This is a genomic window from Microbacterium album, assembly GCF_014643695.1.
Taxonomy (GTDB): domain Bacteria; phylum Actinomycetota; class Actinomycetes; order Actinomycetales; family Microbacteriaceae; genus Microbacterium; species Microbacterium album.
The window spans coordinates 89,431-115,283 of the sequence record NZ_BMJY01000002.1 but is presented as its reverse complement, the minus strand read 5'-3'; the positions used below and the strand labels follow the sequence as shown (position 1 = coordinate 115,283).

The 25,853-nt window shown below is 71.4% G+C and carries 22 protein-coding genes and 1 riboswitch; of the genes, 11 read left to right on the top strand and 11 right to left on the bottom strand.

Features of this window, described 5'->3' with window-relative positions; translation table 11 throughout:
* Window positions 1–12 precede the first annotated feature (12 nt).
* Window positions 13–1,872, bottom strand: a complete 1,860-nt coding sequence (locus IEX37_RS03180) for a phosphoenolpyruvate carboxykinase (GTP) (RefSeq protein ID WP_188754803.1) — start codon at window positions 1,870–1,872, stop codon at window positions 13–15.
* A 114-nt stretch (window positions 1,873–1,986) separates the two neighbouring features.
* Here IEX37_RS03180 and IEX37_RS03175 point away from each other — a divergent pair, with 114 nt between their 5' ends.
* Window positions 1,987–3,438, top strand: a complete 1,452-nt coding sequence (locus IEX37_RS03175; RefSeq protein ID WP_188754802.1) for a helix-turn-helix domain-containing protein — start codon at window positions 1,987–1,989, stop codon at window positions 3,436–3,438.
* A 77-nt stretch (window positions 3,439–3,515) separates the two neighbouring features.
* Here IEX37_RS03175 and IEX37_RS03170 read toward each other — a convergent pair whose 3' ends face one another.
* Window positions 3,516–4,397, bottom strand: coding sequence for a bifunctional methylenetetrahydrofolate dehydrogenase/methenyltetrahydrofolate cyclohydrolase (locus IEX37_RS03170; protein WP_188754801.1), 882 nt, complete (start codon window positions 4,395–4,397; stop codon window positions 3,516–3,518).
* 141 nt (window positions 4,398–4,538) lie between these two features.
* A complete protein-coding gene (glyA, locus tag IEX37_RS03165; RefSeq protein ID WP_188754800.1) occupies window positions 4,539–5,813 on the bottom strand; it encodes a serine hydroxymethyltransferase in 1,275 nt (424 codons plus the stop codon).
* A gap of 34 nt (window positions 5,814–5,847) precedes the next feature.
* Window positions 5,848–5,931, bottom strand: a riboswitch (ZMP/ZTP riboswitch).
* Between the two features lie 86 nt (window positions 5,932–6,017).
* Here glyA and IEX37_RS03160 point away from each other — a divergent pair.
* The 3 genes from IEX37_RS03160 to IEX37_RS03150 all read left to right on the top strand — a co-directional run bounded on the left by IEX37_RS03160 (window position 6,018) and on the right by IEX37_RS03150 (window position 9,143).
* Window positions 6,018–7,199 (top strand): N-acetylglucosamine-6-phosphate deacetylase, encoded by a 1,182-nt coding sequence (locus IEX37_RS03160; protein ID WP_229663036.1) that lies wholly within the window; start codon window positions 6,018–6,020, stop codon window positions 7,197–7,199.
* A 199-nt stretch (window positions 7,200–7,398) separates the two neighbouring features.
* On the top strand, window positions 7,399–8,349 hold the full coding sequence (locus IEX37_RS03155) for a hypothetical protein (RefSeq protein WP_188754799.1): 951 nt from the start codon (window positions 7,399–7,401) through the stop codon (window positions 8,347–8,349).
* Window positions 8,349–9,143, top strand: coding sequence for an alpha/beta fold hydrolase (locus IEX37_RS03150; protein WP_188754798.1), 795 nt, complete (start codon window positions 8,349–8,351; stop codon window positions 9,141–9,143). The genes IEX37_RS03155 and IEX37_RS03150 overlap by 1 nt, the downstream gene beginning before the upstream one ends.
* Here the strand turns inward: IEX37_RS03150 and IEX37_RS03145 are convergent.
* Together IEX37_RS03145 and IEX37_RS03140 are read right to left on the bottom strand one after the other, a co-directional pair.
* The gene (locus IEX37_RS03145; protein WP_188754797.1) at window positions 9,121–9,765 is read right to left on the bottom strand and encodes a phosphatase PAP2 family protein; all 645 of its coding nucleotides are present in this window, start codon (window positions 9,763–9,765) and stop codon (window positions 9,121–9,123) included. The genes IEX37_RS03150 and IEX37_RS03145 overlap by 23 nt on opposite strands.
* 44 nt (window positions 9,766–9,809) lie before the next feature.
* Window positions 9,810–11,099, bottom strand: coding sequence for a multidrug effflux MFS transporter (locus IEX37_RS03140; protein ID WP_229663072.1), 1,290 nt, complete (start codon window positions 11,097–11,099; stop codon window positions 9,810–9,812).
* A 257-nt stretch (window positions 11,100–11,356) separates the two neighbouring features.
* Between IEX37_RS03140 and IEX37_RS03135 the strand changes: the two genes are divergently transcribed.
* Both IEX37_RS03135 and IEX37_RS03130 read left to right on the top strand, forming a co-directional pair.
* A complete protein-coding gene (locus IEX37_RS03135; RefSeq protein WP_229663071.1) occupies window positions 11,357–11,992 on the top strand; it encodes a thioredoxin-like domain-containing protein in 636 nt (211 codons plus the stop codon).
* Window positions 11,993–12,008: 16 nt separating this feature from the next.
* Window positions 12,009–12,683, top strand: a complete 675-nt coding sequence (locus IEX37_RS03130) for a DUF305 domain-containing protein (protein ID WP_188754794.1) — start codon at window positions 12,009–12,011, stop codon at window positions 12,681–12,683.
* An 18-nt stretch (window positions 12,684–12,701) separates the two neighbouring features.
* On the opposite strand, the gene IEX37_RS03125 is transcribed toward IEX37_RS03130, so the two are convergent.
* The 3 genes from IEX37_RS03125 to IEX37_RS03115 are packed head-to-tail and all read right to left on the bottom strand — an operon-like array spanning window position 12,702 to window position 15,945.
* On the bottom strand, window positions 12,702–13,214 hold the full coding sequence (locus IEX37_RS03125) for a hypothetical protein (RefSeq protein ID WP_188754793.1): 513 nt from the start codon (window positions 13,212–13,214) through the stop codon (window positions 12,702–12,704).
* Window positions 13,207–14,736 (bottom strand): tripartite tricarboxylate transporter permease, encoded by a 1,530-nt coding sequence (locus IEX37_RS03120; protein WP_188754792.1) that lies wholly within the window; start codon window positions 14,734–14,736, stop codon window positions 13,207–13,209. Before IEX37_RS03120 ends, IEX37_RS03125 begins: the two co-directional genes overlap by 8 nt.
* Before the next feature lie 60 nt (window positions 14,737–14,796).
* Window positions 14,797–15,945 carry a type 2 periplasmic-binding domain-containing protein gene (locus tag IEX37_RS03115; protein WP_188754791.1) on the bottom strand — a complete coding sequence of 383 codons (1,149 nt, stop codon included), beginning with the start codon at window positions 15,943–15,945 and terminating at the stop codon, window positions 14,797–14,799.
* Between the two features lie 153 nt (window positions 15,946–16,098).
* Here IEX37_RS03115 and IEX37_RS03110 point away from each other — a divergent pair, with 153 nt between their 5' ends.
* From IEX37_RS03110 to IEX37_RS03090, 5 genes are all read left to right on the top strand, one after another.
* Complete coding sequence (locus IEX37_RS03110) at window positions 16,099–17,055, top strand: malonyl-CoA decarboxylase domain-containing protein (RefSeq protein ID WP_188754790.1); 957 nt, start codon at window positions 16,099–16,101, stop codon at window positions 17,053–17,055.
* Window positions 17,052–18,551 (top strand): AMP-binding protein, encoded by a 1,500-nt coding sequence (locus IEX37_RS03105; RefSeq protein ID WP_188754789.1) that lies wholly within the window; start codon window positions 17,052–17,054, stop codon window positions 18,549–18,551. Before IEX37_RS03110 ends, IEX37_RS03105 begins: the two co-directional genes overlap by 4 nt.
* 66 nt (window positions 18,552–18,617) lie before the next feature.
* Window positions 18,618–20,309, top strand: coding sequence for a UGSC family (seleno)protein (locus IEX37_RS03100; protein WP_188754788.1), 1,692 nt, complete (start codon window positions 18,618–18,620; stop codon window positions 20,307–20,309).
* Between the two features lie 12 nt (window positions 20,310–20,321).
* Complete coding sequence (locus IEX37_RS03095; protein ID WP_188754787.1) at window positions 20,322–21,269, top strand: NAD(P)/FAD-dependent oxidoreductase; 948 nt, start codon at window positions 20,322–20,324, stop codon at window positions 21,267–21,269.
* A 10-nt stretch (window positions 21,270–21,279) separates the two neighbouring features.
* Window positions 21,280–21,942: a GntR family transcriptional regulator gene (locus tag IEX37_RS03090; RefSeq protein WP_188754786.1), complete on the top strand. Its 663-nt coding sequence runs from the start codon at window positions 21,280–21,282 to the stop codon at window positions 21,940–21,942.
* A gap of 72 nt (window positions 21,943–22,014) precedes the next feature.
* Here the strand turns inward: IEX37_RS03090 and IEX37_RS03085 are convergent, their stop codons facing one another.
* From IEX37_RS03085 to IEX37_RS03075, 3 genes are read right to left on the bottom strand one after another with little or no spacing between them, the layout of a single operon-like run.
* A complete protein-coding gene (locus tag IEX37_RS03085; protein WP_188754785.1) occupies window positions 22,015–22,902 on the bottom strand; it encodes a carbohydrate ABC transporter permease in 888 nt (295 codons plus the stop codon).
* Window positions 22,903–22,942: 40 nt separating this feature from the next.
* Window positions 22,943–24,313 carry a carbohydrate ABC transporter permease gene (locus IEX37_RS03080; protein WP_188754784.1) on the bottom strand — a complete coding sequence of 457 codons (1,371 nt, stop codon included), beginning with the start codon at window positions 24,311–24,313 and terminating at the stop codon, window positions 22,943–22,945.
* A 16-nt stretch (window positions 24,314–24,329) separates the two neighbouring features.
* Window positions 24,330–25,646: an ABC transporter substrate-binding protein gene (locus IEX37_RS03075; RefSeq protein WP_188754783.1), complete on the bottom strand. Its 1,317-nt coding sequence runs from the start codon at window positions 25,644–25,646 to the stop codon at window positions 24,330–24,332.
* Between the last annotated feature and the right edge of the window lie 207 nt (window positions 25,647–25,853).

Sequence of the window (25,853 nt, the reverse complement as noted above, 5' to 3'; positions counted from 1 at the left end):
GTCTGAGTGCGGTCAGCCCTTCGCGGTCGTGAGGCGGGTGCGCAGCGCCTCGAGCTGCGCGCGCAGATCCGCCGGGATCCTGTCGCCGAAGATCGCGTAGAACTCCTCCGTGAGGTCGGCCTCCGCGAGCCAGGAGTCGGCGTCGATCGAGAACAGCTCGTCCAGGTCGGACTCCGGCACGTCGATGCCGTCGAGGTTCAGCGAGCCGGCGGCGGGGATGCGCCCGATCGGCGTCTCGACGGCGTCCGCCTCGCCCTGCAGGCGACGGATGATCCAGTCGAGCACGCGCGAGTTCTCGCCGAAGCCGGGCCACAGGAAGCGGCCGTCGGATCCCTTGCGGAACCAGTTCACCTGGTAGATGGCCGGCAGCTTCTCGGCCTTCTGGCCCATCTCGAGCCAGTGCGCGAAGTAGTCGGCCATGTTGTAGCCGCAGAAGGGCATCATGGCGAACGGGTCGCGCCGCAGCTCGCCCACCGTACCCTCGGCAGCGGCGGTGCGCTCGGACGAGATCGTCGAGCCGAGGAACACCCCGTGCTGCCAGTCGAACGACTCGACCACGAGCGGGACGTTGGTGGCGCGACGCCCGCCGAAGAGGATGACGTCGAGCGGGACCGCCTCTTCCCAGTCGTCGGAGATCGACGGCGCCTGAGCCGCCGACACCGTGAAGCGCGAGTTGGGGTGCGCGGCCGGACGGCCCGAGTCGGGCGTCCAGTCCTCGCCCTGCCAGTCGATGAGGTGCGCGGGCGCCTCGTCGGTCAGCCCCTCCCACCACACGTCGCCGTCGTCCGTGAGCGCGACGTTCGTGAACAGCACGTTGCCCCACAGCGTCTCGACGGCCGTGACGTTGGTCGACTCGCCCGTCCCCGGCGCGACGCCGAAGAACCCGGCCTCGGGGTTGATCGCGTAGAGGCGGCCGTCCTCGCCGGGGCGGATCCAGGTGATGTCGTCCCCGAGCGTCTCGACGCGCCAGCCGGGGATCGTGGGACGCAGCATCGCGAGGTTCGTCTTGCCGCAGGCGGACGGGAACGCAGCCGCGACGTGGTAGGCCTTGCCTTCCGGGTCGATGACGCGGATGAGCAGCATGTGCTCGGCCATCCAGCCGTTGTCGCGGCCCAGTACGGAGGCGATGCGCAGGGCGTAGCACTTCTTCGCCAGGATCGCGTTGCCTCCGTAGCCGGAGCCGAACGACCACACCTCGAGCGTGTCGGGGTAGTGGACGATGTACTTCTCCTCGTTGCACGGCCACGCGACGTCCACCTCACCGGGCTCGAGCGGCGCGCCCACCGTGTGGACCGTGCGCACCCAGGGGGCGCCCTCCGCGATGAGCCTGGTCACCTCGGTTCCGACGCGGGTCATGACCTCGATCGACGCGACGGCGTAGGGACTGTCGGTCAGCTGCACGCCGAGCTGGGAGATCGGTCCGCCGACCTTGCCCATCGAGAACGGGACGACGAACATCGTGCGCCCGCGCATCGATCCCTCGAACAGGGGCTGGAGCGTGGCGCGCATCTCGGCGGGCGCGGCCCAGTTGTTCGTGGGGCCGGCGTCCTCCTGCTTCTCCGAGCAGATGAACGTACGCGACTCGAGCCGCGCGACATCGCTGGGGTGCGACCGCGCGAGGTACGACCCGGGGCGCTTCTCATCGTTCAGCTTGATGAGCGTGCCGTCGGACACCATCTGCTCCAGCAGCGCGGCGTTCTCGGCCTCGGAGCCGTCCACCCAGTGGATCCGGTCCGGCTGCGTCAGCTCCGCGATCTCCTCGACCCAGGCCACGAGCGCCGCCATCCCGGGTCCGTCGAACCGGGGCTGGGCGCCGAACGCTTCCAGCGGGTTGGACGCGGCACGGGAGGTGGGTGTCTCGATGATGGCCATCCGTTTTCCTTATCCGGGAGGTGCGGTGGGACTTCTCCAGGATCGCTCGCCTCCGCGCCCCTTTTCGGCACCGAGCACGCAAAAGAAACGGGATTCTTTCGGTACTATCAAGGAATGACCCCTCGCGACGACCTGAAGACGAGCATCGAGCTCAAAACGCTCGGGCACCGCATCCGCCACTACCGGCTCCAGCAGGGCTTCACACTCGACGAGCTCGGGGCCGCCGTCGGCGTCGCGGGGAGCCAGCTGAGCCTCATCGAGAACGGCAAGCGGGAGCCCAAGCTCTCGCTCCTGCAGGCGATCGCGGCGGCCACGCACACGTCCGTCACGGACCTCATCTCCGGCGAGCCGCCGAACCGGCGGGCGGCGCTCGAACTGGAACTCGAGCGGGCGCAGTCGAGCTCCGTGTTCCGCAGCCTCGGGATCCCGCCCGTCAAGGTGACCAAGACTCTGCCCGACGAGACGCTCGAGTCGATCCTGGGACTGCATCGCGAGCTGCAGCGCCGCGAGAGCGAGGCCATCGCGACACCCGAGGAGGCGCGACGGGCCAACACGGAGCTGCGCCTGCGGATGCGCGAGCACAACAACTACCTCCCGGACATCGAGGAGCTCGCGGAGAAGCAGTTGCGCGCCGCGGGGCACAGTTCGGGCGCGCTCACGCACCGCACGGTGAGCATCATGGCCGAGCAGCTCGGGTTCTCGCTCATCTACGTCAACGACCTGCCGTCGTCGACGCGCTCCATCACCGACCTGGAGAACGGACGCATCTATCTGCCCCCCGCCTCGATCCCGGGCGGACACGGCCTGCGCTCGATGGCGCTGCAGGCGATGGCGCACCGCCTGCTCGGCCATCGCCCCCCGACGTCCTACGCCGACTTCCTGCAGCAGCGCCTCGAGATCAACTACTACGCCGCGTGCTGCCTCGTGCCCCAGACGAACGCCGTCGCGTTCCTGCAGCAGGCGAAGAAGGACCGCAACCTCGCCGTCGAGGACTTCCGCGACGCCTTCGGCGTCACGCACGAGGCCGCCGCCATGCGCATGACCAACCTGATGACGGTGCACCTCGGCATGCCGCTCCACTTCTTGCGCGTGGGCGAGAACGGGCAGGTGGAGCGCGTGTACGAGAACGACGGGCTTCCGCTGCCGGAGGACGTCACGGGCGCCGTGGAGGGCCAGATCGTGTGCCGCAAGTTCGCCGCGCGCGACGCATTCGACCAGCAGAACCGCACGACCGAGCACTACCAGTACACCGACACACCCGTCGGCACGTTCTGGTGCTCGACGCAGACCGGCTCGCGCGACACCGGCGCGTTCTCGATCACGGTGGGCGTACCCTTCGACGACGCCAAGTGGTGGCGCGGCCGCGAGACGCACAACAGGGGCGTCTCCACCTGCCCGGACGAGAGCTGCTGCCGGCGCGCACCCGCGGAGCAGTTCGCGCGCTGGAAGGGCAAGGCGTGGCCGAGCGCCCGCGTCCACACCCACATGTTCTCGCCGCTCCCCCGCGGCACGTTCCCCGGCGTCGACGACTCCGAGGTCTTCGAGTTCCTCGACCGCCACGCCTGACGCGCAAAGCACGTGCTCTGACCGAGAACACGCCGTAGACGACGTGCCTTCGGTCAGAGCACGTGCTCCGAGCCGGGTCAGGCGAGCGAGCGCTCGGCCGCCTCGACCACGTTGGTCATGAGCAGCGCGACGGTCATGGGGCCGACACCGCCGGGGTTGGGCGACAGCCAGCCCGCGACCTCCGCGACGTCAGGGTGCACGTCGCCGTAGACCTTCTGCTTGCCGGTCTCGGGGTCGTCCTCGCGCGTCACGCCGACGTCGAGCACGGCCGCCCCGGGCTTGACGTCCTCGGCCTTGATGAGGTGCTTCACGCCCGCACCGGCGACGATCACGTCGGCCTGGCGGAGGTGGGGGCCCATGTCCTTCGTGCCCGTGTGCACCAGCGTCGCGGTCGCGTTCACGTCCTTGCGCGTGAGCAGCAGACCCATCGGGCGCCCGATGGTCACGCCGCGGCCGACCACCACGACGTGCTTGCCCTTGAGGTCGTAGCCGTTGCGCGTCAGCAGCTCGATGACACCGCGCGGCGTGCAGGGCAGCGGCGTCGCGATCGGCTCGTTGACGTTCAGCACGAGGCGGCCCAGGTTCGTCGGGTGCAGCCCGTCGGCGTCCTTGGCGGGGTCGATCCGCTCCAGGATCCGGTCGGTGTCGAGGTGCTTCGGGAGCGGGAGCTGCACGATGTACCCGTGACACGTCGGGTCGGCGTTGAGCTCATCGATGAGAGCCTCGACCTGCTCCTGCGTCGCGTCGGCCGGCAGCTCGCGCTGGATCGAGTTCATCCCGATCGCGACCGACTGCTTGTGCTTCATGCCCACATAGAGCTGGGAGGCGGGATCGGCGCCCACCAGCACGGTGGCGATGCCGGGCGTGACGCCCTTGTCCTTCAGCGCGGCGATGCGCTCGCGCAGCTCCTCCTTGATCGCCTTCGCCGTGGCGACTCCGTCCAGCTTCTCTGCGGGCATTGCATCCTCACTTCTCTGTGCACAGCCGCGGCCGTCCTGCCGCGCGGGTATCGGGGGGTCCGCCGGGTCCTCCACGACGCCTCAGGGGGGCTGCTCCCGGCGGGGGTGCCGCCGCCTCCCGGCAGCCGCACCCCGTCGAGGCTATCGGTCCAGGTCCGGGTACAGCGGGAAAGCCTCCGCCAGGCGGGACACCCGCTCGCGCAGGGCCGCGACGTCGGCGCCGGGGAGCAGGGCCCGCGCGATGATGTCGGCGACCTCCGTGAACTCCGCGTCGCCGAACCCGCGGGTGGCGAGTGCCGGCGTGCCGATGCGCAGGCCCGACGTCGTCATGGGCGGGCGCGGGTCGTTGGGCACCGAGTTGCGGTTGACGGTGATGCGGATGTCGTGGAGCAGGTCCTCGGCCTGCTTCCCGTCGATCTGGGCGTTGCGCAGGTCGACGAGCACGAGGTGCACGTCCGTGCCGCCCGAGCGCAGCGCGATGCCGGCGTCCGCGACGTCCTGCTGCAGCAGCCGGTCGGCGAGGATCCGCGCGCCGCGCAGCGTGCGCTCCTGCCGGTCCTTGAACTCCGGCGTCGCGGCCAGCTTGAACGCGGTGGCCTTCGCGGCGATGACGTGCATGAGCGGCCCGCCCTGCTGCCCGGGGAACACCGCGGAGTTGATCTTCTTGGCGATCTCCGCGTCGTTCGACAGGATGAAGCCGGAACGCGGGCCGCCGATCGTCTTGTGCACGGTCGAGGAGACGACGTGCGCGTGCGGCATCGGGTTGGGGTGCAGGCCCGCCGCGACCAGCCCCGCGAAGTGCGCCATGTCGACCCACAGCAGCGCGCCCACCTCGTCGGCGATCGCGCGGAAGGCGGCGAAGTCGAGCTGGCGCGGGTACGCGGACCATCCCGCGATGATCACCTTCGGCCGATGCTCGTGCGCGAGGCGGCGCACCTCGTCCATGTCGACGAGCGACGTCTCCGGATCCACGCCGTACGCGACGATGTCGTACAGGCGGCCCGAGAAGTTGATCTTCATGCCGTGCGTCAGGTGGCCGCCGTGGTCGAGCGAGAGCCCGAGGATCGTGTCGCCGGGACGCGCGACGGCGTGCAGCACGGCCGCGTTGGCCGACGCTCCCGAGTGCGGCTGCACGTTGGCGAACTCCGCGCCGAACAGCGCCTTGGCGCGCTCGATCGCGAGCTCCTCGGCGACGTCGACCTCCTCGCACCCGCCGTAGTAGCGGCGGCCGGGGTAGCCCTCCGCGTACTTGTTGGTGAGCACGGAACCCTGGGACTCGAGGACCGAGACGGGAACGAAGTTCTCGGATGCGATCATCTCGAGGAATCCGCGCTGGCGGTCGAGCTCGCGCTGCAGGACCTGTGCGATCTCGGGATCGACCTCGGCGAGGGGGGCATGGAACAGCGGATCGGTCATGCGATCTCCGTAACGACGTGCGGGAAGGATTGCTCGCATCGGCCCAGGCGTGCGGTCGAATGCCGTCTCGGTCGCTTCCCGGTGGTGCACCACCTCAACGCCAGTCACGACACCGCGATTCTAGGGCATGTCCGCCGACCGTCCGGACGCGCCGCCCGTCACGTGCGCCTGTCGCGTGTGCCCGTCGTGTGATTGGGTCGTCGTGTGGCCGTCGTCCTGCACTCCGCGCGCGTGGTGCAGCCGGGAGCAACGCGCGCCGAGGCCGGCAGCGCGGACGCCTGGGTGCGGTTCGACCGCGGGCGGGTGGAGGCGACGGGACGGGGCGGCTCCTGGCGGGCCTCCATGAGAGCGGGCGACGACGACATCGACCTCGCGCAGGTCGCGGGCCCGGGCGCGCTGCTGTGTCCCGGCTTCATCGACCTCCACCGCCACGGCGGCGCGGGCGCCGCTCACGAGGACGGCCCCGAGGCGGTGCTGCGCGCGCACGCCCTGCATCGTGCGCACGGCACCACCCGGGCGGTGGTCTCCCTCGTGACGGCGGAGCTCGATCTGCTGGCCCAGCGCGTCGCGCAGATCGGCGAGCTGACCCGCGCCGAACCGGGGATCCTCGGCTCTCACCTGGAGGGGCCGTTCCTCGCACCGCCGCGGCGCGGCGCGCACGACGCCGCGCTACTGCGGGATCCGGCGCCCGCCACGGTCGAGCGCCTCCTCCGGGCGGGCATCGTGGACGGTCGGGGCACGGTGCGCCAGGTGACGCTGGCACCCGAGCTCCCGGGCGGGCTCGACGCCATCCGACGCATCGTTGCCCACGGCGCGATCGCCGCGATCGGGCACACGGACGCGGACGCCGCCGAGACCCGGCGGGCGATCGCCGCGGGCGCGACGCTCCTGACGCACGCCTTCAACGCGATGCCCGGCATCCACCACCGCCGGCCCGGGCCGATCCCGGTCGCCGCGGCGGACCCCCGCGTCACCCTCGAGCTCATCGCCGACGGCGCACACGTCGACGACGTCGTGGTGCGGATGCTCTTCGCCGCGGCGCCCGGGCGCGTCGCACTCGTGACCGACGCCATGGCGGGGACGGGCATGCCGGACGGGCCGTACCGGGTCGGCGGGCTCGTCGCCGACGTGGCCGCGGGCGTCGCGACGGTGCGGGGCACGGACGCGCTGGCCGGCTCGACCCTCACGCAGGACGCCGCCCTGCGACGGGCGGTGGCGTCGGGCGTGACCCTCGGGGATGCCGTGGCGGCGCTCACGAGCACCCCCGCGCGCGCCCTGGGCCGCCCGGATCTGGGCGCACTGCGAGCCGGCGGGCCGGCCGACGCCGTGGTGCTCGACGAGCGTCTCGAGGTGCGCGCGGTCTGGGTGGCGGGACGGGCTCTGTGACCCGCCTCCAGGCGGGAAAGGCGCCGGCGGCACCGGTTCCCTGGCGCAGAAACCGCTCACAATCTCCGACAGACGGTGGCGCGATCGCCGCGGGACCGCAAGAATAGGTCGGGCGGGCACCCCCCAACCGCCTGCCGGAGGCCCACCGGCCTCGCCCCGCCCGAAGCCCGTCGCTCCCCGAGGACGCACCCCCAGATTCATGACGACGCACGAGATCCCCGACGCGCCCGAGCCGGTCCCCGATACCGGCGCGGCCGCAGCCTCCCGCACCGGTGAGGCGACGACGGGGTCGGCGCGCACCTGGGGCGGACTGATCGCGGGAGGCTCCGGCGCGCTCGTGGTCGCCGGCGCCGTCGCCGTGTGGGCAGTCGGGCTCGGCCCCGCGGGGTCGCTCGGAGCGGGGTCCGTCTTCGACGACGCCGCTCCCCCCGCGGCCGCGATCGAGGCGTCTCCCGAGCTCCTGCAGCAGACCGGACCCGAGGACGACGAGGACGAGGACGTCCCCTCCCGGCCCCGGACGGTCACGCCGGCTCCGACGCCCGCGCCGACACCGGAGGACGAGGACCCCGAATCTCCGGACCCCGTGCTCCTGCCGACGCTGCCGTCCGATGGCTCGGATGCGGTGCTGTCGGCGGCGCGTCCCGAGCCCGTGCCCGAGGAGCCCGTCGCGACGCCCGAGCCGGAGACCGAGGTGCCGGCCACGCCCGCGCCGACTCCCACGCCCACGCCCAGCCAGCCGAGCGGGCCCACGCCGACACCGACGCCCACCCCCACCTCGCCGCCCGCACCGACACCGACACCGACACCGACGCCCACTCCCTCCGAGCCGCCGAAGCCCCGGCCGTGCCCCGATCCGGCTCCCTCCCCCGAGCCGACGCCCACGCCCGCGGACCCGGAGAACGAGACCGGTTCCCCGAAGCCTCCGTCCGAGCGCCCCGGGGAGCACGAGCGCGGCGACGCCCAGGACGGCGCCGTCACCGAGGCGCGCCCGGGCGAGGACCACTCCGGCGCGCCGGGCCTCGGCGTGACGATCGAGGTCGTGTACGTGCGCGAGACCGGCGCCCCCGGGTCGCGCCTCACGGATCCCGGTGACGCCGTTGCGGCGGTCTCCGAGGCAGCGCCGCCCGCTCCGGAACCGTCCGACGGCTGATGTCGCCCTGGACGTCGCCCCGCGGATGGTCGCGCGGCGAGGCCGCCGCGGACGACGGCACGTCCCTCGCGTACTGGACCGCCGGGAACGGCGATCCGCTCGTCCTCATCGCGGGTCAGTCCCTCGACCACACCTCGTGGCGCATCGCCGTGGAGCTGCTGCTGCCGGGACGCCGGCTCATCGTGTTCGATCACCGGGGCGTGGGGCACAGCGGTGCCGGCACCCCCGACCGCTTCGACACCCGCTCATTCGCCGGCGACGTGCGGGCCGTGCTCGATGCGACGGGTGTCGCCCGCGCCGACGTCCTGGGCCACTCGATGGGCGGGCGCATCGCCCAGTGGCTCGCGATCGATCACCCGGAGCGGGTGCGACGGGTCGTGCTCGCATCGACGTCGGCGGGCGACGCGCACGGCTCCCCGCGCACGCCCGACGCGGACGATGCGCTGCGCTCGGGCGACCGCGATCGCATCGCGCAGGTGTTCTTCACACGCCACCCGGGGTGGTTCGCGCATCTGCTGGCGATCGAGCCCGGCGCAGCGATCCGCTCGCGTCATCGCCGCGCCAGCCGCCGACACGACGCCCTGGATGAGCTGCACCGCATCGGCGCGCGCACGCTCATCCTCCACGGCGAGGCCGATTGCCTCGTCCCCCTCGACCACGCGCGTACGCTCCACGACCGGATCCCGCTCGCGGAGCTCGCCGTCCTCCGGGGCGCTCGTCACGGCATCGTCGTCGAGGGCGGACCGGCGGTGCGCCACATCGAGAGGTTCCTCAGCCCGGGCCGGAGCTTCTGACCGGCCCTGCCCCGGGATCGAGCACGCGGGCGAACGGCACGGCGACGAGGAGCGCCACGCCGGCGCCGACCAGCGCGCCGCCCACGGTGTCCGTCAGCCAGTGGGCGCCCAGGTACGTCCGCGAGAACGCCATCGCGGCGATCCAGGCGAGCGCGGGCACCGCGACCAGCCACCGGGGGAAGATCACCCAGGCGGCCACCGCCAGCGCCGCCGCGTTCCCCACGTGTCCCGACGGGTAGGCACCGACGTCGACCGCGACCAGGACGTCCTCCGGACGCGGTCGGTCGATCAACGCCTTCAGCAGCTGCACGACCGCGAAGCTCACCAGCTCGGCGGCGAACACGTACGCCGCCGCCCAGGGCCGGCGCAGCAGCACGAGCAGTGCGGCGATGCCGAGCGGCACCCACAGGCGTGCGAACAGGCCTCGCCCGACCGTGTCGAGCACGAGCGAGATCGCGAGCAGCGGCCCGGTCCGGTCGTCCGGGAGCGCTCCCTCCCACCAGGTGTCCAGCGGGAGCGGGGCGTTGCCGAAGGCGAGCATGACGGTCGCTCCGAGGACCGCCGCGATCGCGAGCAGGGCCGCGCCCGACCAGACCCACCGGCGCCTCGGCGACGAGCTCATGAGGGCATCCTCCCGGCGTCTCGGTGGTTCAGGTTTTCAGGGGGTCAGGGGTTCAGCATGCCGACGGTCCGCGGACGCACGATGAACCACAGGGCCAGCACGCCGACGACGGCGCATCCCGCCATCACCGACGCCATCGTGGTGCCCGTGATGCCCGTGGAGCCCGCGATCCAGCCGACCAGCGGGGAGACGATCCCGGCGATCCCGAAGTTGGCGGCGCCGAGCAACGACGCCGCAGTTCCCGCGGCCCGGCCGTGCCGGTCGAGCGCGAGCACCTGTGCGCACGGGAACGTGAACCCGCACGCGGCGATGAAGACCCACAGCGGGATCGCGGTGCCCCACAGCCCGAGGCCGAGCTGGTCGCACACGATGATGGCCGCGGCCGCCAGCAGCAGCACGGCCGTCGACCAGGCCAGCACCCACTGCGGACCGAACCGCGTGGCCAGCCGCGCCGCGGTCTGCGTTCCGATGACGATGCCGACGGAGTTCACGGCGAAGAGCAGCCCGTACTGGAGCTCGTCGAAGCCGTGGGTCTGCTGGAACAGGAACGGTGAGGCCGACAGGTAGGAGAACAGGCCCGAGAAGGTCATGCCGCCGATCACGAGCACGCCGAGGTACACGCGGTCGGACAGCACCGAGCGGTACCGCTGCCACACGGTGCTCGCGCCACGGTCGCGGCGCCGTGCCGGCGGGAGCGTCTCGGGGATTCCGAACAGCGCGAGCACGAGCATGACCGCGCCGTAACCGGCGAGCACGACGAAGATGCCCTCCCACGGCATGACCCGCAGCAGTGCGGATCCGATGAGCGGTGCCACGACGGGCGCGAGGCCCGTCACGAGCGCCAGGCGGGACAGCATCACCACCAGGCGCTTGCCCCCGAAGAGGTCGCGGACGATCGCCATGGCCACCACGGCGCCCGCCGCGGCACCGAAGCCCATCGCCACGCGCGCGACGCCCAGCAGCAGCAGGTCCGGCGCCAGGGCGGCCGCGGCGCTGGCCAGCACGTGCAGCACCGTCGCCGCCAGCAGCGGCACGCGGCGACCGAGCGTGTCGCTCAGCGGACCCACCACGAGCTGGCCGAGCGCGAAGCCGATCATCGTGCCCGTGAGCGTGAGCTGGATCGCCGCCGAGGAGGTCTGGAACGCGCTCTCGAGCAGCGGGAACGCGGGCAGGTAGAGGTCGATCGTGAACGGGCCGAGCGCCGTGAGGGCTCCCAGCAGGAGCACGTACAGCACGCGGCGCGACGCGGGGATGGCGTCGCCCGGATGCAGGACGACGGGCGCCGTCTGCGGATCCGGGCCCAGGGTGCGGATGGCACCGGTCGCGGGCGGCACCGAGATCCTCCCGGTGAACGGCAGGGAGATCGAGTCGGTGCGTGGAGGCGAAGGATCGGTCACGGTGCTCTTTCGTCGTAGCGGAACCCTTCATGCTACGCCCGCCCTCCTCTTCAGCGTCCTCGGAGCACGCGTCCCATTCCGGCGAATAGGATTGCCCCGTGTCCCCCCAGAAGCGGTCCCCCCAGAATCGGTCTTCCCAGAATGGGTCCCCCCAGCACCGTTCCGGCAACCCGGCGAAGCAGGCGCAGCTCGACCTGACGGTCAAGCAGCAGCGCGAGGCGAAGCGGCAGGAGAAGCTCGCGGAGTACCAGCGGCAGCTGAAGAAGCGCCAGCGCGGCAAGGTCGTGTGGTGGGTCGTCGGCACGGTGGTCGCGGCGGCCGTGGTGACGGCGATCGTGCTGTCGATCGTGTTCGCGCCCCGCACCTACACCCCGGGCGGCACGGGTGCCGTGATCGAGGGCGTCGAGACGTTCGAGAACGACACGACGCACGTCGAGGGCACGGTCGACTATCCGCAGAACCCGCCCGCGGGCGGGCCGCACAACGCGTTCTGGCTCAACTGCGGCACCTACACCGAGCCGCAGGTGGCCGAGCACGCCGTCCACTCGCTCGAGCACGGCGCCCTGTGGGTGACCTACGACGCCGAGCAGATCCAGGGCGCCGACCTCGACAGGCTGCGCGGCCTGATGCCGTCCAGCTACGTCATCCTGTCCCCGTACGAGGGCATGGACACGCCGATCGCCCTCAGCGGCTGGAACGTGCAGCTCAAGGTCGACTCGGTCGACGACCCGCGCATCCCGGAGTTCATCGAGGAGTACTGGCGGCACCAGGACGTGCCGGAGCCGGGGGCCTCCTGCTCGGGCGCGATCGAGGGTCCCGGAAGGCTCTGAGCCGAGGGGGTACTGAATGAGCCAGGATGCGGCGGTCCCTGCAGAGGGCCGCGCGCGGCGCCCCTGGGCGGTGTTCGTCGTGGCGACCCTGCTCATCGCGGGGGCGGCGTTCGCCGCCGGCCGCTTCTCGATGTTCGGTGCGGTCGGGCCCGGCGCCCCGAACGCCGCCGACATGGGGTTCGCGCGCGACATGCAGCTGCATCACGCGCAGGCCGTCGAGATGGCCATGATCGAGTACCGCGACACCGACGACGACGAGCTGCGCGCCATCGCGTACGACATCGCGACGGCCCAGTCAGCGCAGGCCGGCGAGATGTACGGGTGGCTCGTGCACTGGGGGGTACCGCAGGCGAGCGATCAGCCGCTGATGGCGTGGATGTCCGGCAGCGACCACGACCACGGCGCCCCCGCCGACGGGGAGCAGCTGACCGACGAGGAGCTGCGCGAGGCGATGGGCATGGCCAGTCCCGCGGAGTTGACCGCGCTGCGCGAGGCCACCGGCACCGAGCAGGACTGCCTGTTCACCGAGCTGATGATCCGCCACCACACGGGCGCCATCGAGATGGTCCGCGCCGTGCAGGAACTCGGAAGCGACCCGCGCGTGACGCAGGTCGCTTCCGGTATGGCCGAGGCCCAACAGCGGGAGATCGAGGGGCTGCAGGCCGTTCACGACCGCCTCGCGTGCGGCTGACGCGCCCCCGCGTTCAGCTCACCCCCACCCCGTCAGCAGCGCCGGCGGCATGCGGATCTCGAGCAGCACCACGAGCACGTTGAGCACGATGCCGAACGCGCCCACCGAGATCGCCACGGACAGCCAGCTGCGCCGCGCCGTCACCCGCATCACCGCCACGAGCCAGACGAGGGACGCGTAGAAGAAGGGGATCACGAGCGCCAGGGCCGGCAGAGCGACGAGCCAGAGCGCCCAGATCAGCACCCGCTTGGGCGTCTCCGAGCGGCCCGTCCCGTCCTCCTCGTCCTCGCCGTCCGAGACGGAGGCGCCGAGGTCGCTCACCTCCCCCTCCAGCACGGAGCGCCCCCGGCGCACGTTCAGCAGGTCCGTCAGCAGGCTGTACGCGGCCGCGATCGTGCCGGCCACCGCGACGAACGCGGGGAACCAGAAGGTCGGCCGGCCGGCGGACCCGATGGACGTGACCGCGGCCGCCACGAACACCGCGAGGACCGCGGTCGTGGCGACGATGCGGACGACACCGAGATTAAGCATCGTGGTGCACCTCCTTCGGGTTCCGGCGTGCGCGCGCAGCGGCCTTGCGCGCGAGGCGCCCCGGCAGGTCCGTCAGGCCGGCGGCGAGCGTCGCCACGATGAGCACGCCGATGATGATCGTCGACGGCTGGGTGAGCCACGTCAGGTCGTACCGGTTCACGGAGATCCAGAGGTAGTCCTCGGCGCCCTTCCCCAGCACGAAGCCGATGATGAGCGGCGGACGCGGCCACTTGATCGCCTGCATGCCCCACGACAGCAGGGCGATCAGGACGACCAGCACGATGTCGCCCCAGTGCACGCCCGACTGGTACGCGGCGATGAGCATCACCACGATCAGGTACGGCCCGTACGAGTACGGCTTCAGCAGGCTCAGCCGGCTGAGCGGCCGGGCGAGCCCGGCGCTCGCGATGGCGCCGAGCGCGTTGGCCAGCGCCAGCGCCCAGATGAACACGAAGATCAGGTAGATGTTCTCCGGCCGCAGGATCGACGGACCCGTCGCCACTCCCATGGTGGCGAGCCCGCCGAGGAGGATGGCGGACGTCGCGCTCCCGGGGATGCTGAACAGCAGGGTCGGGACCAGCACGCCGCCGTCCTTGGCGTTGTTCGCCGCTTCGGGCGCGATGACGCCGCGGATGTCGCCCTTGCCGAACTGGTCGCGGTCCTTGCGGACCATGCGCTTGGTGGCGCCGTACGCGAGCCAGTCGATGACGCTGCCGCCGATGCCCGGGATGATGCCGAGCACCGTCCCGAGGAGCGAGTTGCCCGCGATGACGCGCTTGTGGCGCAGCGCCTCGCGCGCACCGCGCAGCACGCCACCACGGCTGTGCGGCATGGCGCGGGCGACCGCCTTCCCCTGCACGAGCAGGGAGAGGATCGACGGGATCGCGAACAGGCCGATCGCGAGGATCGCGAGGTCGATCCCGTCGAACAGGTAGAGGATCTCGCCCACGAAGCGGTATTCGCCGGTCATGTTCGCGCTGCCGATCGTCGCGAGCATCATGCCGATGCAGGCCGAGAGCAGCGCGGGCGCCATCGAGCCCCGGGATATCACGACCACCATGCTGAGCCCCAGCATCGCCAGCATGAACAGCTGTGGCGAGCCGATGCCGACGATGATGGGCCGGGCCAGCGGGATCAGCAGGAACAGCGCGAGGGCGCCGAGGATCCCGCCGATCATGTTGGACGTGAACGCCGCGCCGAGCGCGACGTTGGCCAGCCCCTTCCGCGCCATGGGGTATCCGTCCATCACCGTCGCCTGTGAGGCGGCGGTGCCGGGGACGCCCATGAGGACGGACGGGAAGGTGTCACCGATCGTCGTGGCCGCGTTGAGCCCGATGAGCATGCCGATGCCGCTCGCGGGGTTCATCCCCACGATCAGCGGGAGGAGCACGGCCATGCCCGTGATCCCCCCGAGGCCCGGGATGAGCCCGAGCACGAGGCCGATGGCCACGCCCACGAGGAGCCACAGCAGGTGGTCCGGGCTCAAGATCATCTGGAGCGCTTGCAGCGCCGAGTCGAACACGTCGGCGTCACCTCCTCATCGTGTCCCCGCGCCGGAGCGCAGGCGGGAAGGGGCTGGGGGTCATCGGGAGTTCACCTCGGCGATGAAGTCCTCGACCCAGGTGACCTGCTCGTCGGTGAGGTTGCGCGCCGCGACGAGCGAGGCTGCGGCGTCGTCGCCGAGCTGGACGGGCGGCTCTTCGCCCAGCAGCGCGGTGGCCTCCTCGATGAAGTCCGGGTCCTCGACGACCTGCGCGACGGCCGCGTGGAGCGCCGCCCGCGCCTCCTCGGGCGCGTCCTGGTGGATCCAGTAGTTGCGCAGCAGGTTGGTCTGAGCCGTCGTGATGGCCCGGTAGACGTCCCAGCCGATGCCCTCGGCCTTCTCACCCGTGAGGATCTCGTACGCCTCGGGCATCGTCGGCAGGTCGGGCGTGGCCGGGTCGCGCGTGACCTCGCCGTCGATCACGTAGCCCTGCGTCATGAGGGGCGTGATGTCGCCGTCCTCCTCGAGCGGCACCACGTTGTTGAGGTAGTGCGACGCCGTGGTGTTGCCGGCCGTCAGCTCGCCGCGCATCACGGCCGTGGTGATGGAGCCGCCGCCGTCGTATCCCATGAGCGGGCGGAAGTCCGGGATGCCCATCTGGTCGAGCGCGAAGACGCGCACCGACTCGGACGCGTTCAGCTCCATGCCGCCGTAGAAGAACGAGCGGTCGGGGTCCTGCAGGTCTTCGAGCGACTCGATGCCGGCGGCCGTGCTGCCGAAGATCGTCATGCCGCCGCCGAACGCCACGAGCGTCTCGAACTCGTCGGGATCGAACTGCACCCCCTCCTTGTCGAACAGCGTCGACGCGAGGATGCCGCCCGAGCCCATCGCGAGGCTCAGGCCGCTCGCGTGATCGCTGCGCGCGAAGCGGTTCAGCCCCTCCTTCTGGCCGCCGCCGGGCACGTTCTCCACGACGATCCTCGGCTCGCCCTCGAGGTACTTGGCGAGGTACCCCGCGAACATGCGGCTGAAGGTATCGGAAGCGCCGCCCGCGTCGAAGGGGACGATGAGCGTCACGGTCTTGCCCTGGTAGAACGGCGTGTCGCTGTCGGTTCCGCCGGCGTTCCCGGCAGTTGCCGGCTGGTTGGTCACGCCGCAGCCCGCGAGGGCCACGACCGCGGCGACGCCCACGGCGAGGCCGCTGAGGCCGCGCGTGAGCGGGGTCATCTTGCGCGTGATTGGTGACATCTTCGTCAGCCTCTCTCAGGTGTTCTCCGGGACTGAGCGGCGTCGCTTACGGGTCGGCCGCCCGGCCTCGACTGCACTTCCGTGTGCAGCAGAGCCAGCATTGCATACAAGTTGCGCTGACTGCTATACATATCGGCAGGAAAGGACGCGAAGATGCGAGATCCTCTTCCCGCCGGCGGCGGGCTGACCGACCCTGTGGTCGCAGCCCCTGGCGCGCCCTCAAGCGGGACGATCCGGGAGCGGCTGCGCGCGCTGGCGGGGTCGGCGGACGGCCTCGCGACGCTGCTGCGGATGCGCCGTGACGCGATCGTGGCCGCGCGACGCGACGCGCAGGCGCAGGAGCTGGAACGCGAGCTGCACCCCGTGCTCGCCGCGCTCTTCGCCCCGGCGGGGCTCCAGCTGGTCCGCATCGACGCCGCAGCGCCCCCGGCCCTGCTGGATCATCTCGTACGGCACGAGGCGGTGCATCCCGTGGCCGACCGTGACGAGCTGCTGCAGCGGCTCATCCCGTCCGACCGGCGCTGCTACGGGCTGTTCCACCCGCGGCTGCCCGAGCGACCCGTCGCCTTCGTGCAGATCGCCCTCATGGCGGCCCCGCCGGACACGATCGCCGAGATCCTCGCCCCCGAGCGCACGCCGTTGCCGCCCGAGAGCGCCACCGCGGCCGTGTTCTACTCCATCTCCGCGGCGGAGGACGGACTGCGCGGCATCCCGTCCGGCGGGCCCCTCATCAAACGGGCTCTCAGCGAGCTGGCCGAGGAGTTCCCCGGCCTGAGCTCCTTCGCGACGCTCTCGCCCATCCCCGGATTCCGGCGCTGGCTGGCGGACGCGACCGGCGCGGCACGGCCCGAGCTGCGGGACCTGCGCGACTCGCTCGAACGCGGCGACGCGGGGAGCGCGCACCGTGAGGCGCTGCGGCGCGCCGTGGAGCTCTACCTGTCGTCCGTCCGGCCGCACGACGGCCGTCCCCTCGATCCCGTCGCGCGCTTCCACCTCGGCAACGGCGCGCGGCTGACGCGAGTGCAGCTCGACGCCGACACCTCGCCGGCCGGCCTGGAGCGGTCGTACGGCGCCATGGCGTGCTACGAATACGAAAGGCGGCCCACATGAGCCATCACGGGACCAACCTCGTCTCCCATCTGCTGCCCGAGGACCGCGAGCGGACGGCGATCCACCTGCCCGGAGGCGGCGTCGTCGGCTACGGCGAGCTCGCCGACCTCTCCGCCCGCTACGCCGGTGCGCTGGCCGCGGCGGGCGTCGCTCCGGGGGACCGGCTGATCGCCCTGACGCAGAAGAGCCTGCGCGCCGTCGCGCTCTACCTCGCGACGCTGCGGGTGGGAGCGGTGTACGTGCCGATCAACCCGGCGTACACCCGCGCCGAGCTGGAGTACTTCGTGCGGGATGCGCGCCCGAGCCTCGTCGTGACCGATCCCGCGCGCGAAGAGGAGCTCGCCCTCGTCTGCGGCCCGCTGTCGGCGCGCGTCGCGACGCTCAGCGAGGACGGCTCCGGCAGCCTGGACCGCGACGCCGACCCGCGACCGGCCGAGCACGACATCGCGGCGCGCGAGAGCGACGACCTGGCGGCCATCCTGTACACGTCGGGCACCACGGGGCGCTCGAAGGGCGCCATGCTCACGCACGGAAACCTGCTCGCGAACGCGCAGACGCTGAAGTCTGCGTGGGAGTACACGGCGGACGACGTGCTGGTCCACGCGCTGCCGATCTTCCACACGCACGGGCTGTTCGTCGGGCTCAACGTGTCGCTGCTCTCGCGGGCCTCGGTCATCCTCCTGCCGAAGTTCGACGTCGCCGCGATCGCGGACGCTCTCCCCCGCGCCACCGTGCTGATGGGCGTCCCGACCTACTACACGCGCCTCCTCGAGGTGCCCGACCTGCGTGCGCGCTGCGCCGGCGTGCGCCTGTTCGTCTCGGGCTCCGCACCGCTCCTGACCGCCACGCACACGGAATGGCGGGAGCGCACGGGACACGCCATCCTCGAGCGCTACGGGATGACCGAGACCACGATGCTCACCTCCAATCCGCTTCACGGCGAGCGCCGCCCCGGCACCGTCGGCCCGCCCCTCCCGGGCGTCAGCGTGCGGATCGCCGACGCCGACGAGAACGGCGTCGGGTCCATCCAGGTGGCGGGCCCGAACGTCTTCCGCGGCTACTGGGAGATGCCGGAGAAGACCGCCTCGGAGTTCACCACGGACGGGTTCTTCATCACGGGGGACCTCGGACGGATCGACGAGGACGGCTACGTACAGATCGTCGGCCGCGCGAAGGACCTCGTGATCACGGGCGGATACAACGTGTATCCCAAGGAGGTCGAGACTGCGATCGACGCGCTCGACGGCGTCGCCGAGAGCGCGGTCTTCGGAGTCCCCGATCCCGACTTCGGCGAACAGGTCGTCGCGGCGATCGTGCCCGAGGAGGGCGCCGCGATCGACCAGTCCGCCGTCGAGCGCCACCTCGCGGAGCGCCTCGCCCGCTACAAGCAGCCCCGCGAGTACGTCTTCGTCGACGAACTGCCCCGCAACGTGATGGGGAAGGTTCAGAAGACGGTCCTCCGCGAGACCTATGCCCGGGCCGAGCACGCGGCCTGACGCGTGCCGCACCCCGCACGAACCGACACGAGACCAGACAACCGATATCGAGAAGGAGCCGGCCCCATGACCGACACCACGGCCGTCGAAGACAGGACGGCGACGGAATCGCACGACGAGGATGTCGTGACCGTCCACGACCCCACGGGCTACCCGCCCGAAGTCAAGGGCAAGACGCCCGCGGAGCGGCTCGAGTCGCTGGAGGGACGCACGATCTATCTCGTCGACAGCCGCTTCGACGACTCGATCGAGCTGCTCAAGCAGGTCGCGGCGTGGTTCGAGGAGAACATGCCGACGGTGACGACGCACCTCGTCCAGCTCGCGTCGACGTACGCCAAGGACGACCCGGAGCTGTGGGAGCGCATCCGCAACGACGGCGATGCCGCGATCATCGGCGTCGGCCACTGCAGCACGTGCGCGCCCGCCGTGTCGACGCACGCGATCACGCTCGAGACCAAGTACGGCGTGCCCGCGGTGGCGGTGCACACCGAGAAGTTCGAGCGCGTCGTCAAGTCCGTCACGCGCATGGGCGGCCTGCCCCAGGCGCCCCTCGTCTTCGTGCCGCAGCCGGTCATGGGCAAGTCGCCCGAGGAGCTGCGCGCCTACGTGCACGGCACGGACCCCGTGAACCAGCGCCCCGTCATGCAGGGGATCGTCGAGGCGCTCACGACCGCGCTCCCGCCGGCGGCCGCCGACCGGCCGGCGCCCAAGCTGGAGGAGAAGCGATTCCTCGCCCCCGCGCGCCAGGACGAGCTGCACGACCTCTTCCTCGAGCGGAACTGGACCGACAAGCTCCCGATCGTGCTGCCGACCAAGCGCCGCGTGGCCGAAATGCTCGAGGGCACGAGCCACGACCCCGGCGAGGTCGTGGGCACGATGGAGCCGACCAAGAACCGCGGGCGGTGGAGCTACACGGTCGAGAAGGTCGCCGTGAACGCGGTCATGGCGGGCGCCCGGCCCGAGTACCTTCCCGTGATCCTCGCACTGGCGGCGAGCGGCCAGACCGCGCGCGGCAGCACGTCGAGCTCGGGTTCGGCGATGGTCGTGGTCAACGGCCCGGTGCGCGCGCAGATCGGCATGAACTCGGGCACCGGCGCGCTCGGACCGTACAACCACGCCAATGCGACCATCGGGCGCGCGTACGGGCTGCTGTCGCAGAACCTGCAGGGCGGGTCCGTGCCGGGCGAGACGTTCATGGGCTCGCTGGGCAACAACTACACGTACAACAACCTCACGTTCGCCGAGAACGAGGAGCGCAGCCCGTGGGAGCCGCTGCACGTGCAGCACGGCTTCGACGCCGGCGACAGCACCGTCAGCATCTTCTACGGAGCCCGCTCGACGACGTTCAGCCTCGGTCTGCGCAAGGACCACTGGCGCGAGCACGTGCGCGACATGCTGCTCGGCACGGACGCCGTCACGGCGCCCGTCCTGCTGCTCGACCCGATCGTGGCGCGGCAGTTCGTCGAGCGCGGCGGCTTCGAGCGCAAGGAGGACCTCATCGCGTGGCTGCACGACACCGCGCGCATGCCCGCCGGGCGCTACTGGGACCTGCAGCTCGTCCAGAACTACATCTACCCCCGCGCGACGTTCGGCGAGGAGCCCATGGCGAGCAACCTCAACGCCGCGCCCGACGAGGAGGTGCCGATGTTCCCGGTCGAGAACATCCGGGTGATCGTCGTCGGCGGGGAGACGAACGGGTACTGGCAGATCATGGGCGCGCGGCACACCGCCACCGTGTCCGTGGACGACTGGCGCTGAGAGGCCGGGAACATGACGGAGATCTATGACGTGACGGTCGTGGGCGCCGGGACCGCGGGGCTCACCGCGGCCCGGCGCGCCGCCGAAGGGGGCGCGCGCGTCCTGATCGTCGAACGGATGGGAGCCGGCGGCCAGGTCAGCACGGTCGAGGGGATCACGAACTTCCCCGGCCAGGAGGAGCCGATCGCCGGCTATGACCTCGGCGTGCAACTGCTCGAGGAGGCGGAGGCGGCGGGAGCCGAGGTCGTCCTCGCCCAGGTGGACGCCCTCGCGCCCGAGGCGGAGGGATGGGTCCTGTCCGGCAACGACGAGGAGTTCCGCTCCCGGATCGTGATCCTCGCGGTGGGCTCGACGCGGCGCGCCCTGGGCGTGCCCGGAGAGGACGCGCTGGAGGGCCGCGGGGTGTCGCACTGCGCGTCCTGCGACGGCCCGTTCTTCCGCGGGAAGCAGGTGGTCGTCGTCGGCGGAGGCGACTCCGCGTTCGACGAGGCGCGCATCCTCGCCGAGCACGCGCACGACGTCCTGATCGTCCACACGGGCGATGCTCCCACCGCGCGGGAGGAGATCCGGACCCGGGCTCTGGAGAACGCCAACATCCGCGTGCAGGGGGGCGCGACGGTGAGCGCGATCCTCGGCCGGGACGGCGTCGAGGGCGTCACGATCCGTGACGAGGCGACCGGCGCCGAGACGGAGACGGCCGCGCAGGGCGTGTTCGTCTACGTCGGGCTCGATCCCAACACGGACTGGCTCGCCGACCTGCTCGAGCGCGACGCGACGGGCCGTCTCGTCGTCGACGGCGACCTGGCGACGAGCCGCGCGGGCGTGTTCGCCGCCGGCGACGTGCGCAGCGGCACGGCCGCGATGCTGTCCGAGTCGGTGACCGACGGGGAGGTCGCAGCGCGCGCGGCGCTCGCGCGCCTGGCGCAGGTCGCACCGGACACGACCGCGGCGACGGCGTAGGCTTCTCGCGATGAAACAGAGCCGCGCGGAGATGCTGCGAGACCTCATCGAGCAGGAGATCGTCACGGGGGCCTTCGCCCCGGGGCAGCGCCTCGACGAGGTCATGCTCGCCGAGCGCTTCGGCGTCTCGCGCACGCCCGTGCGCGAGGCGCTGCGGCAGCTCGCCGCGACCGAGCTCGTGGAGATCAAACCGCATCGCGGCGTGTTCGTGCGCGTCATCCCGATTCCCGAGATGCTCAACATGTTCGAGGTGATGAGCGAGCTCGAGGGCATGTGCGCACGCCTCGCGGCCCGTCGGCGCACGGAGGAGCAGCTGCGGGAGCTGGACGAGGCGCGGGCCGAGTGCGAGGCCACGCTCGCGACCGGCGACGCCGACGAGTACTACTACGCGAACGAGCGGTTCCACTCGCTGCTCTACGCCGCGAGCGGCAATCCCTTCCTCGCGCGCATGGCGAGCTCCCTGCAGACCCGGCTGAAGCCCTTCCGCCGCCTGCAGCTGCGGGTGCCCGGGCGCATGGGCTCCTCCTCGGACGAGCACGCCGCGATCGTCGACGCCGTGCGCTCGGGCGACGCGGCGGAGGCCGAGCGCCTGGCCGGGTCGCACGTGACCGTGCAGGGAGATCGCTTCAGCGACTTCCTCGCCGCCGTGGCGATGCCGCTCGCCTCCGCCTGATCGGCGGCCCGACGCGCGCCCGCGGGGCGGGCCGGTGCGTGAAGCACCGGCCCGCCCCGCTCGCGCTTTCCCCTACTTCTGCGAACCCGCCAGCAGCGCCTGCACGAAGTAGCGCTGGAAGGCGAAGAACACGATCAGCGGGATGATCATCGACAGGAACGCGCCGGCGGAGAGCACGTCGATGTTCGAGCCGAACTGACGCAGCTGCGACTGGATCGCCACGGTCAGCGGCATCGAGTCGGAGTTGGTGAAGATCAGCGCGACGAGCATGTCGTTCCACGTCCAGAGGAACTGGAAGATCGCCAGCGACGCGATCGCCGGCAGTCCGAGCGGCAGGATCACGGTGAAGAAGATCCGCCACTCCCCCGCACCGTCGATGCGCGCCGCCTCCATCAGCTCCCCCGGGATCTGCGTGAAGAAGTTGCGCAGCAGGAAGATCGCGAACGGCAGGCCGAACGCGGTGTGGAACAGGATCACGCCCAGGACGCTGCCGAAGATCCCCAGAGCCCCGAACATCCGGGCGAGCGGGATGAGCGCGACCTGCAGCGGCACGGCGAGCAGCACGATCACGACGATCAGCAGCCAGTCGCGGCCCGGGAAACGCATCCAGGCGAACGCGTAGCCGGCCAGCGCGCCGAACAGCACGACGAGCACGGTGGTCGGGACCGTGATCACGATCGTGTTCCAGAACGAGCCCGTGATGGCGGGGTTCGACAGCAGGTTGGCGTAGTTCTGGATCGTCAGCTCGGCCGGCTTGGTGAAGACCGTCCACCATCCTGAGGCCGCGTTGTCCCCGGATGTGCGTAGCGACGTGATGAACAGCCCGATGCTCGGGACGAGCCAGAAGATCGCGACGATCGCGAGCACGATGTTGACCACCGTGTTGCCGAGCGCCCCGACGATCCGCTGGCCGACGGTCTTCTTCCTCGTGACGATGCCGAGGGAGCTTGCGGACGTCATCGCGCACGCTCCTCTGCGTTCGCCAGCGACTCGCGCGCGCTCATCGCGCACGCTCCTCGCGGAACCGTCGGACGTTGATGATCATCGACGGCAGCACCAGGATCAGCAGGAGGATCGCGAGCGCGGACCCGAGGCCCTGGTTCGCGCCCCCGCCGAAGGACACGGTCCACATCTCCACCGCGATGACGTTCGCCGCCGGTCTCGACGCGCCCGGGGGTATGACGTAGACGAGGTCGAAGATCTTGAGCACGTTGATGATGAGCGTCACGAGCACCACGACGAGCACCGGCGCCAGCTGGGGCACCGTGATCCGGGTGAACACCTGCCACTCGGTCGCGCCGTCCATCCGGGCCGCCTCCTGGAGGGAGCGATCCATGGCCGACAGGCCCGATGCGATCATCACCATCGCGAACCCGGCCCAGATCCAGATGTAGGACAGGATGATCACGGCGTTGATGAACGTCGAGCTGAGCCAGGAGACCCCCTGGGCGCTCTCCTCGAAGTTCGTCGCGGGCAGCGAGACGGTGTAGCCCTGTCCTGCCTCGAGCCCCTCGATCGTGTACGTGCCGCCCGCGCCCGTCGTGGCGAAGCCGTGCACGTCGCCGTCGGGGCCCAGGGCTTCGACCCGCATCCCGGGCAGGCCGCTCTTGCCCTCCTCGATCTCGCCGTTGGTCCCGCCGCCGCCCCGCACGACGTCGAGGAACACGGTTCCGGTGATCTGAGTGCCCGACGCGCTCGGGGCCTGCTCGGCCTGCGCCGCCTCCTCGGGCACGTTCGACTGCCGGATGCCGGTGAGCGGGAAGTCCTGCGTGCCCCCCGCGGCGACCTCCGCCTCGCTCGCGATGGTCCGCCCGTCCGCGATGACCCCGAAGCCGTCGCGCGGCTGGGCTCCCGGGTAGCCGCCCGTGTCGCCGAAGGCGTTCTGGACGCCGGAGATCACGGCGTTCACGACGCCGAGCTGCGGGCTCTCCTGGAACATGCCGCGGAAGATGACGCCCGCGGCGAGCATCGAGATCGCCATCGGCATGAAGATGATGAGCCGGAAGGCCGTCTTCCAGCGCAGCCTCTCCAGCAGCACCGCGAAGATCAGGCCGAGGATGGTGCAGGCGGCGGGGGCGACGATGACCCAGATGACGTTGTTGCGGATGGCCGTGAACGTCGTCTCGTTCGTGAACATCGTCGCGTAGTTCTCGAACGCGACGAACTGCTCGCCGTCCCGCCCGAAGAACGACCGGATGATCGTGTAGACGATCGGGTACGCCACGAAGGCGCCCAGCATGATGAGCGCCGGTGCGAGGAACGAGGCGGTGATGAGGGCCTTGCGCCAGGAGCCGGGCTCCTTGCGATCGCCCCGGGCGGGCGCGGGCCGGGTGCTCCCGGCCGCGCCCGCCGGCACGGTGACGGAGGTCATGGCGCGACGTCCGCCGTCAGGACGCCGCCGCCGCGGCCGCGGCCTCGAGCCGCTCCATGGCGCCCTGGATGTCCTCCGGGTTCTGGTAGAAGGAGATCATCTCCTGCCAGAAGCCCTGGCCCTGAGTGCCGCCGAAGGCGCTCGGCAGCAGGTCCGACATGTCGAAGCGCAGCGTGTCGGCGCCCGTGAGCGACTCGGCGATGTCGCGCGTCACGTCGTCCGGGTAGAGCGAGGTGTCGACACCCGCGTTCGGCGAGAGCAGGCCGCCCAGCTCGACCCAGATCGCCGCCGACTCGGGGCTGGCGAGGAACTGCATGAGCGCGTCGGTCGCCTCGTCGTCGGTGAACGCCACCGCGACGTCGCCGCCGGCGACGACCGACGACTCCGAGCCGTTGATCGAGGGGAACTCGTAGAACAGGGCGTTCTCGCCGACGGTGGAGTTGCCGTCCGCCGCGATGTTGCCCGCGACGAAGTCGCCCTCGAACACGGTGCCCGCCTGCGGGTCCGCGCCGAAGACCTCCGTCACGCTCTCGGGGAAGGTGCGCTGGTCGCCGCCGGGCTGCACGAGGTCCGTGCCCCACAGCGAGGCCAGCACCTCGAGCGCCTCCTCGACCGACGGGTCCGTCCACGGGATCTCGTGGTTCGTGAGCTGGTCGTACATCTCGGGACCCGCGGTGCGCAGATACACGTTCTCGAACCAGTCCGTCAGCGGCCATCCGACGTCGGCACCGACCGAGATCCCGGCATAGCCGGCGTCGGTGAGCAGCTGCAGCTGGTCGAGGAAGCCGTCCCAGTCCTCGGGCTCGGTGGCGCCGGCCTCGTCGTAGACGTCGGCGTTGTACCAGACGGTGGACTTGTGCGCGGCCTTGAACCACACGCCGTAGAGGTCGCCGTCGACGGTGGCGAGGTCGATCCAGGTCTGGTCGTAGTTCTCCGAGACCACCCCGGCGGTCTCGTCGCTCAGCGGCAGGATGTCGCCGTTGGACGCGAGGGACTGCAGCAGCGCCGGCTGTCCCAGGACCGCGACGTTGGGCGGAGTGCCGCCCTCGAGCTGCCCCTGGATGTAGGTCGGGCCGTTGTCGCCGAAGCTCGTGTAGTCGACGGTCGCCCCCGTGGCGTCCTCGAACGCCTGGAGCACCGCCTCGAAGTTCTGCTGCTCGGCGCCCGACCAGGCGGCGACGACGCGCAGCGTCTGTCCCGAGAAGTCGCCCTCGATCTCGACGTCGGTGCCCCCACCGCCGCCCCCTCCTCCGCCGCATCCGGCCACCGCGAGGCTGGTCGCGCCCAGGACACCGAGCGTCGTGATGCGTCGACGTGTGCGATTCGTGAACATGCCGTCCCTCCGAACGTGTCGTGCACGGGGCCGGACCGTCTGGCCTCCTCACGGCACCGTGCGGGATCACTGCGCGCTCACGATATTGCGGAGCGTCCGGACCGGCAACGGGCTTGCCCCCCGCGGGGCGCGCGTGTAAAGCACGCCGCGCACGGCGAACGCCCCGGGCCCTGCGGGACCCGGGGCGTTCGCGGAAGCGAATCCGAA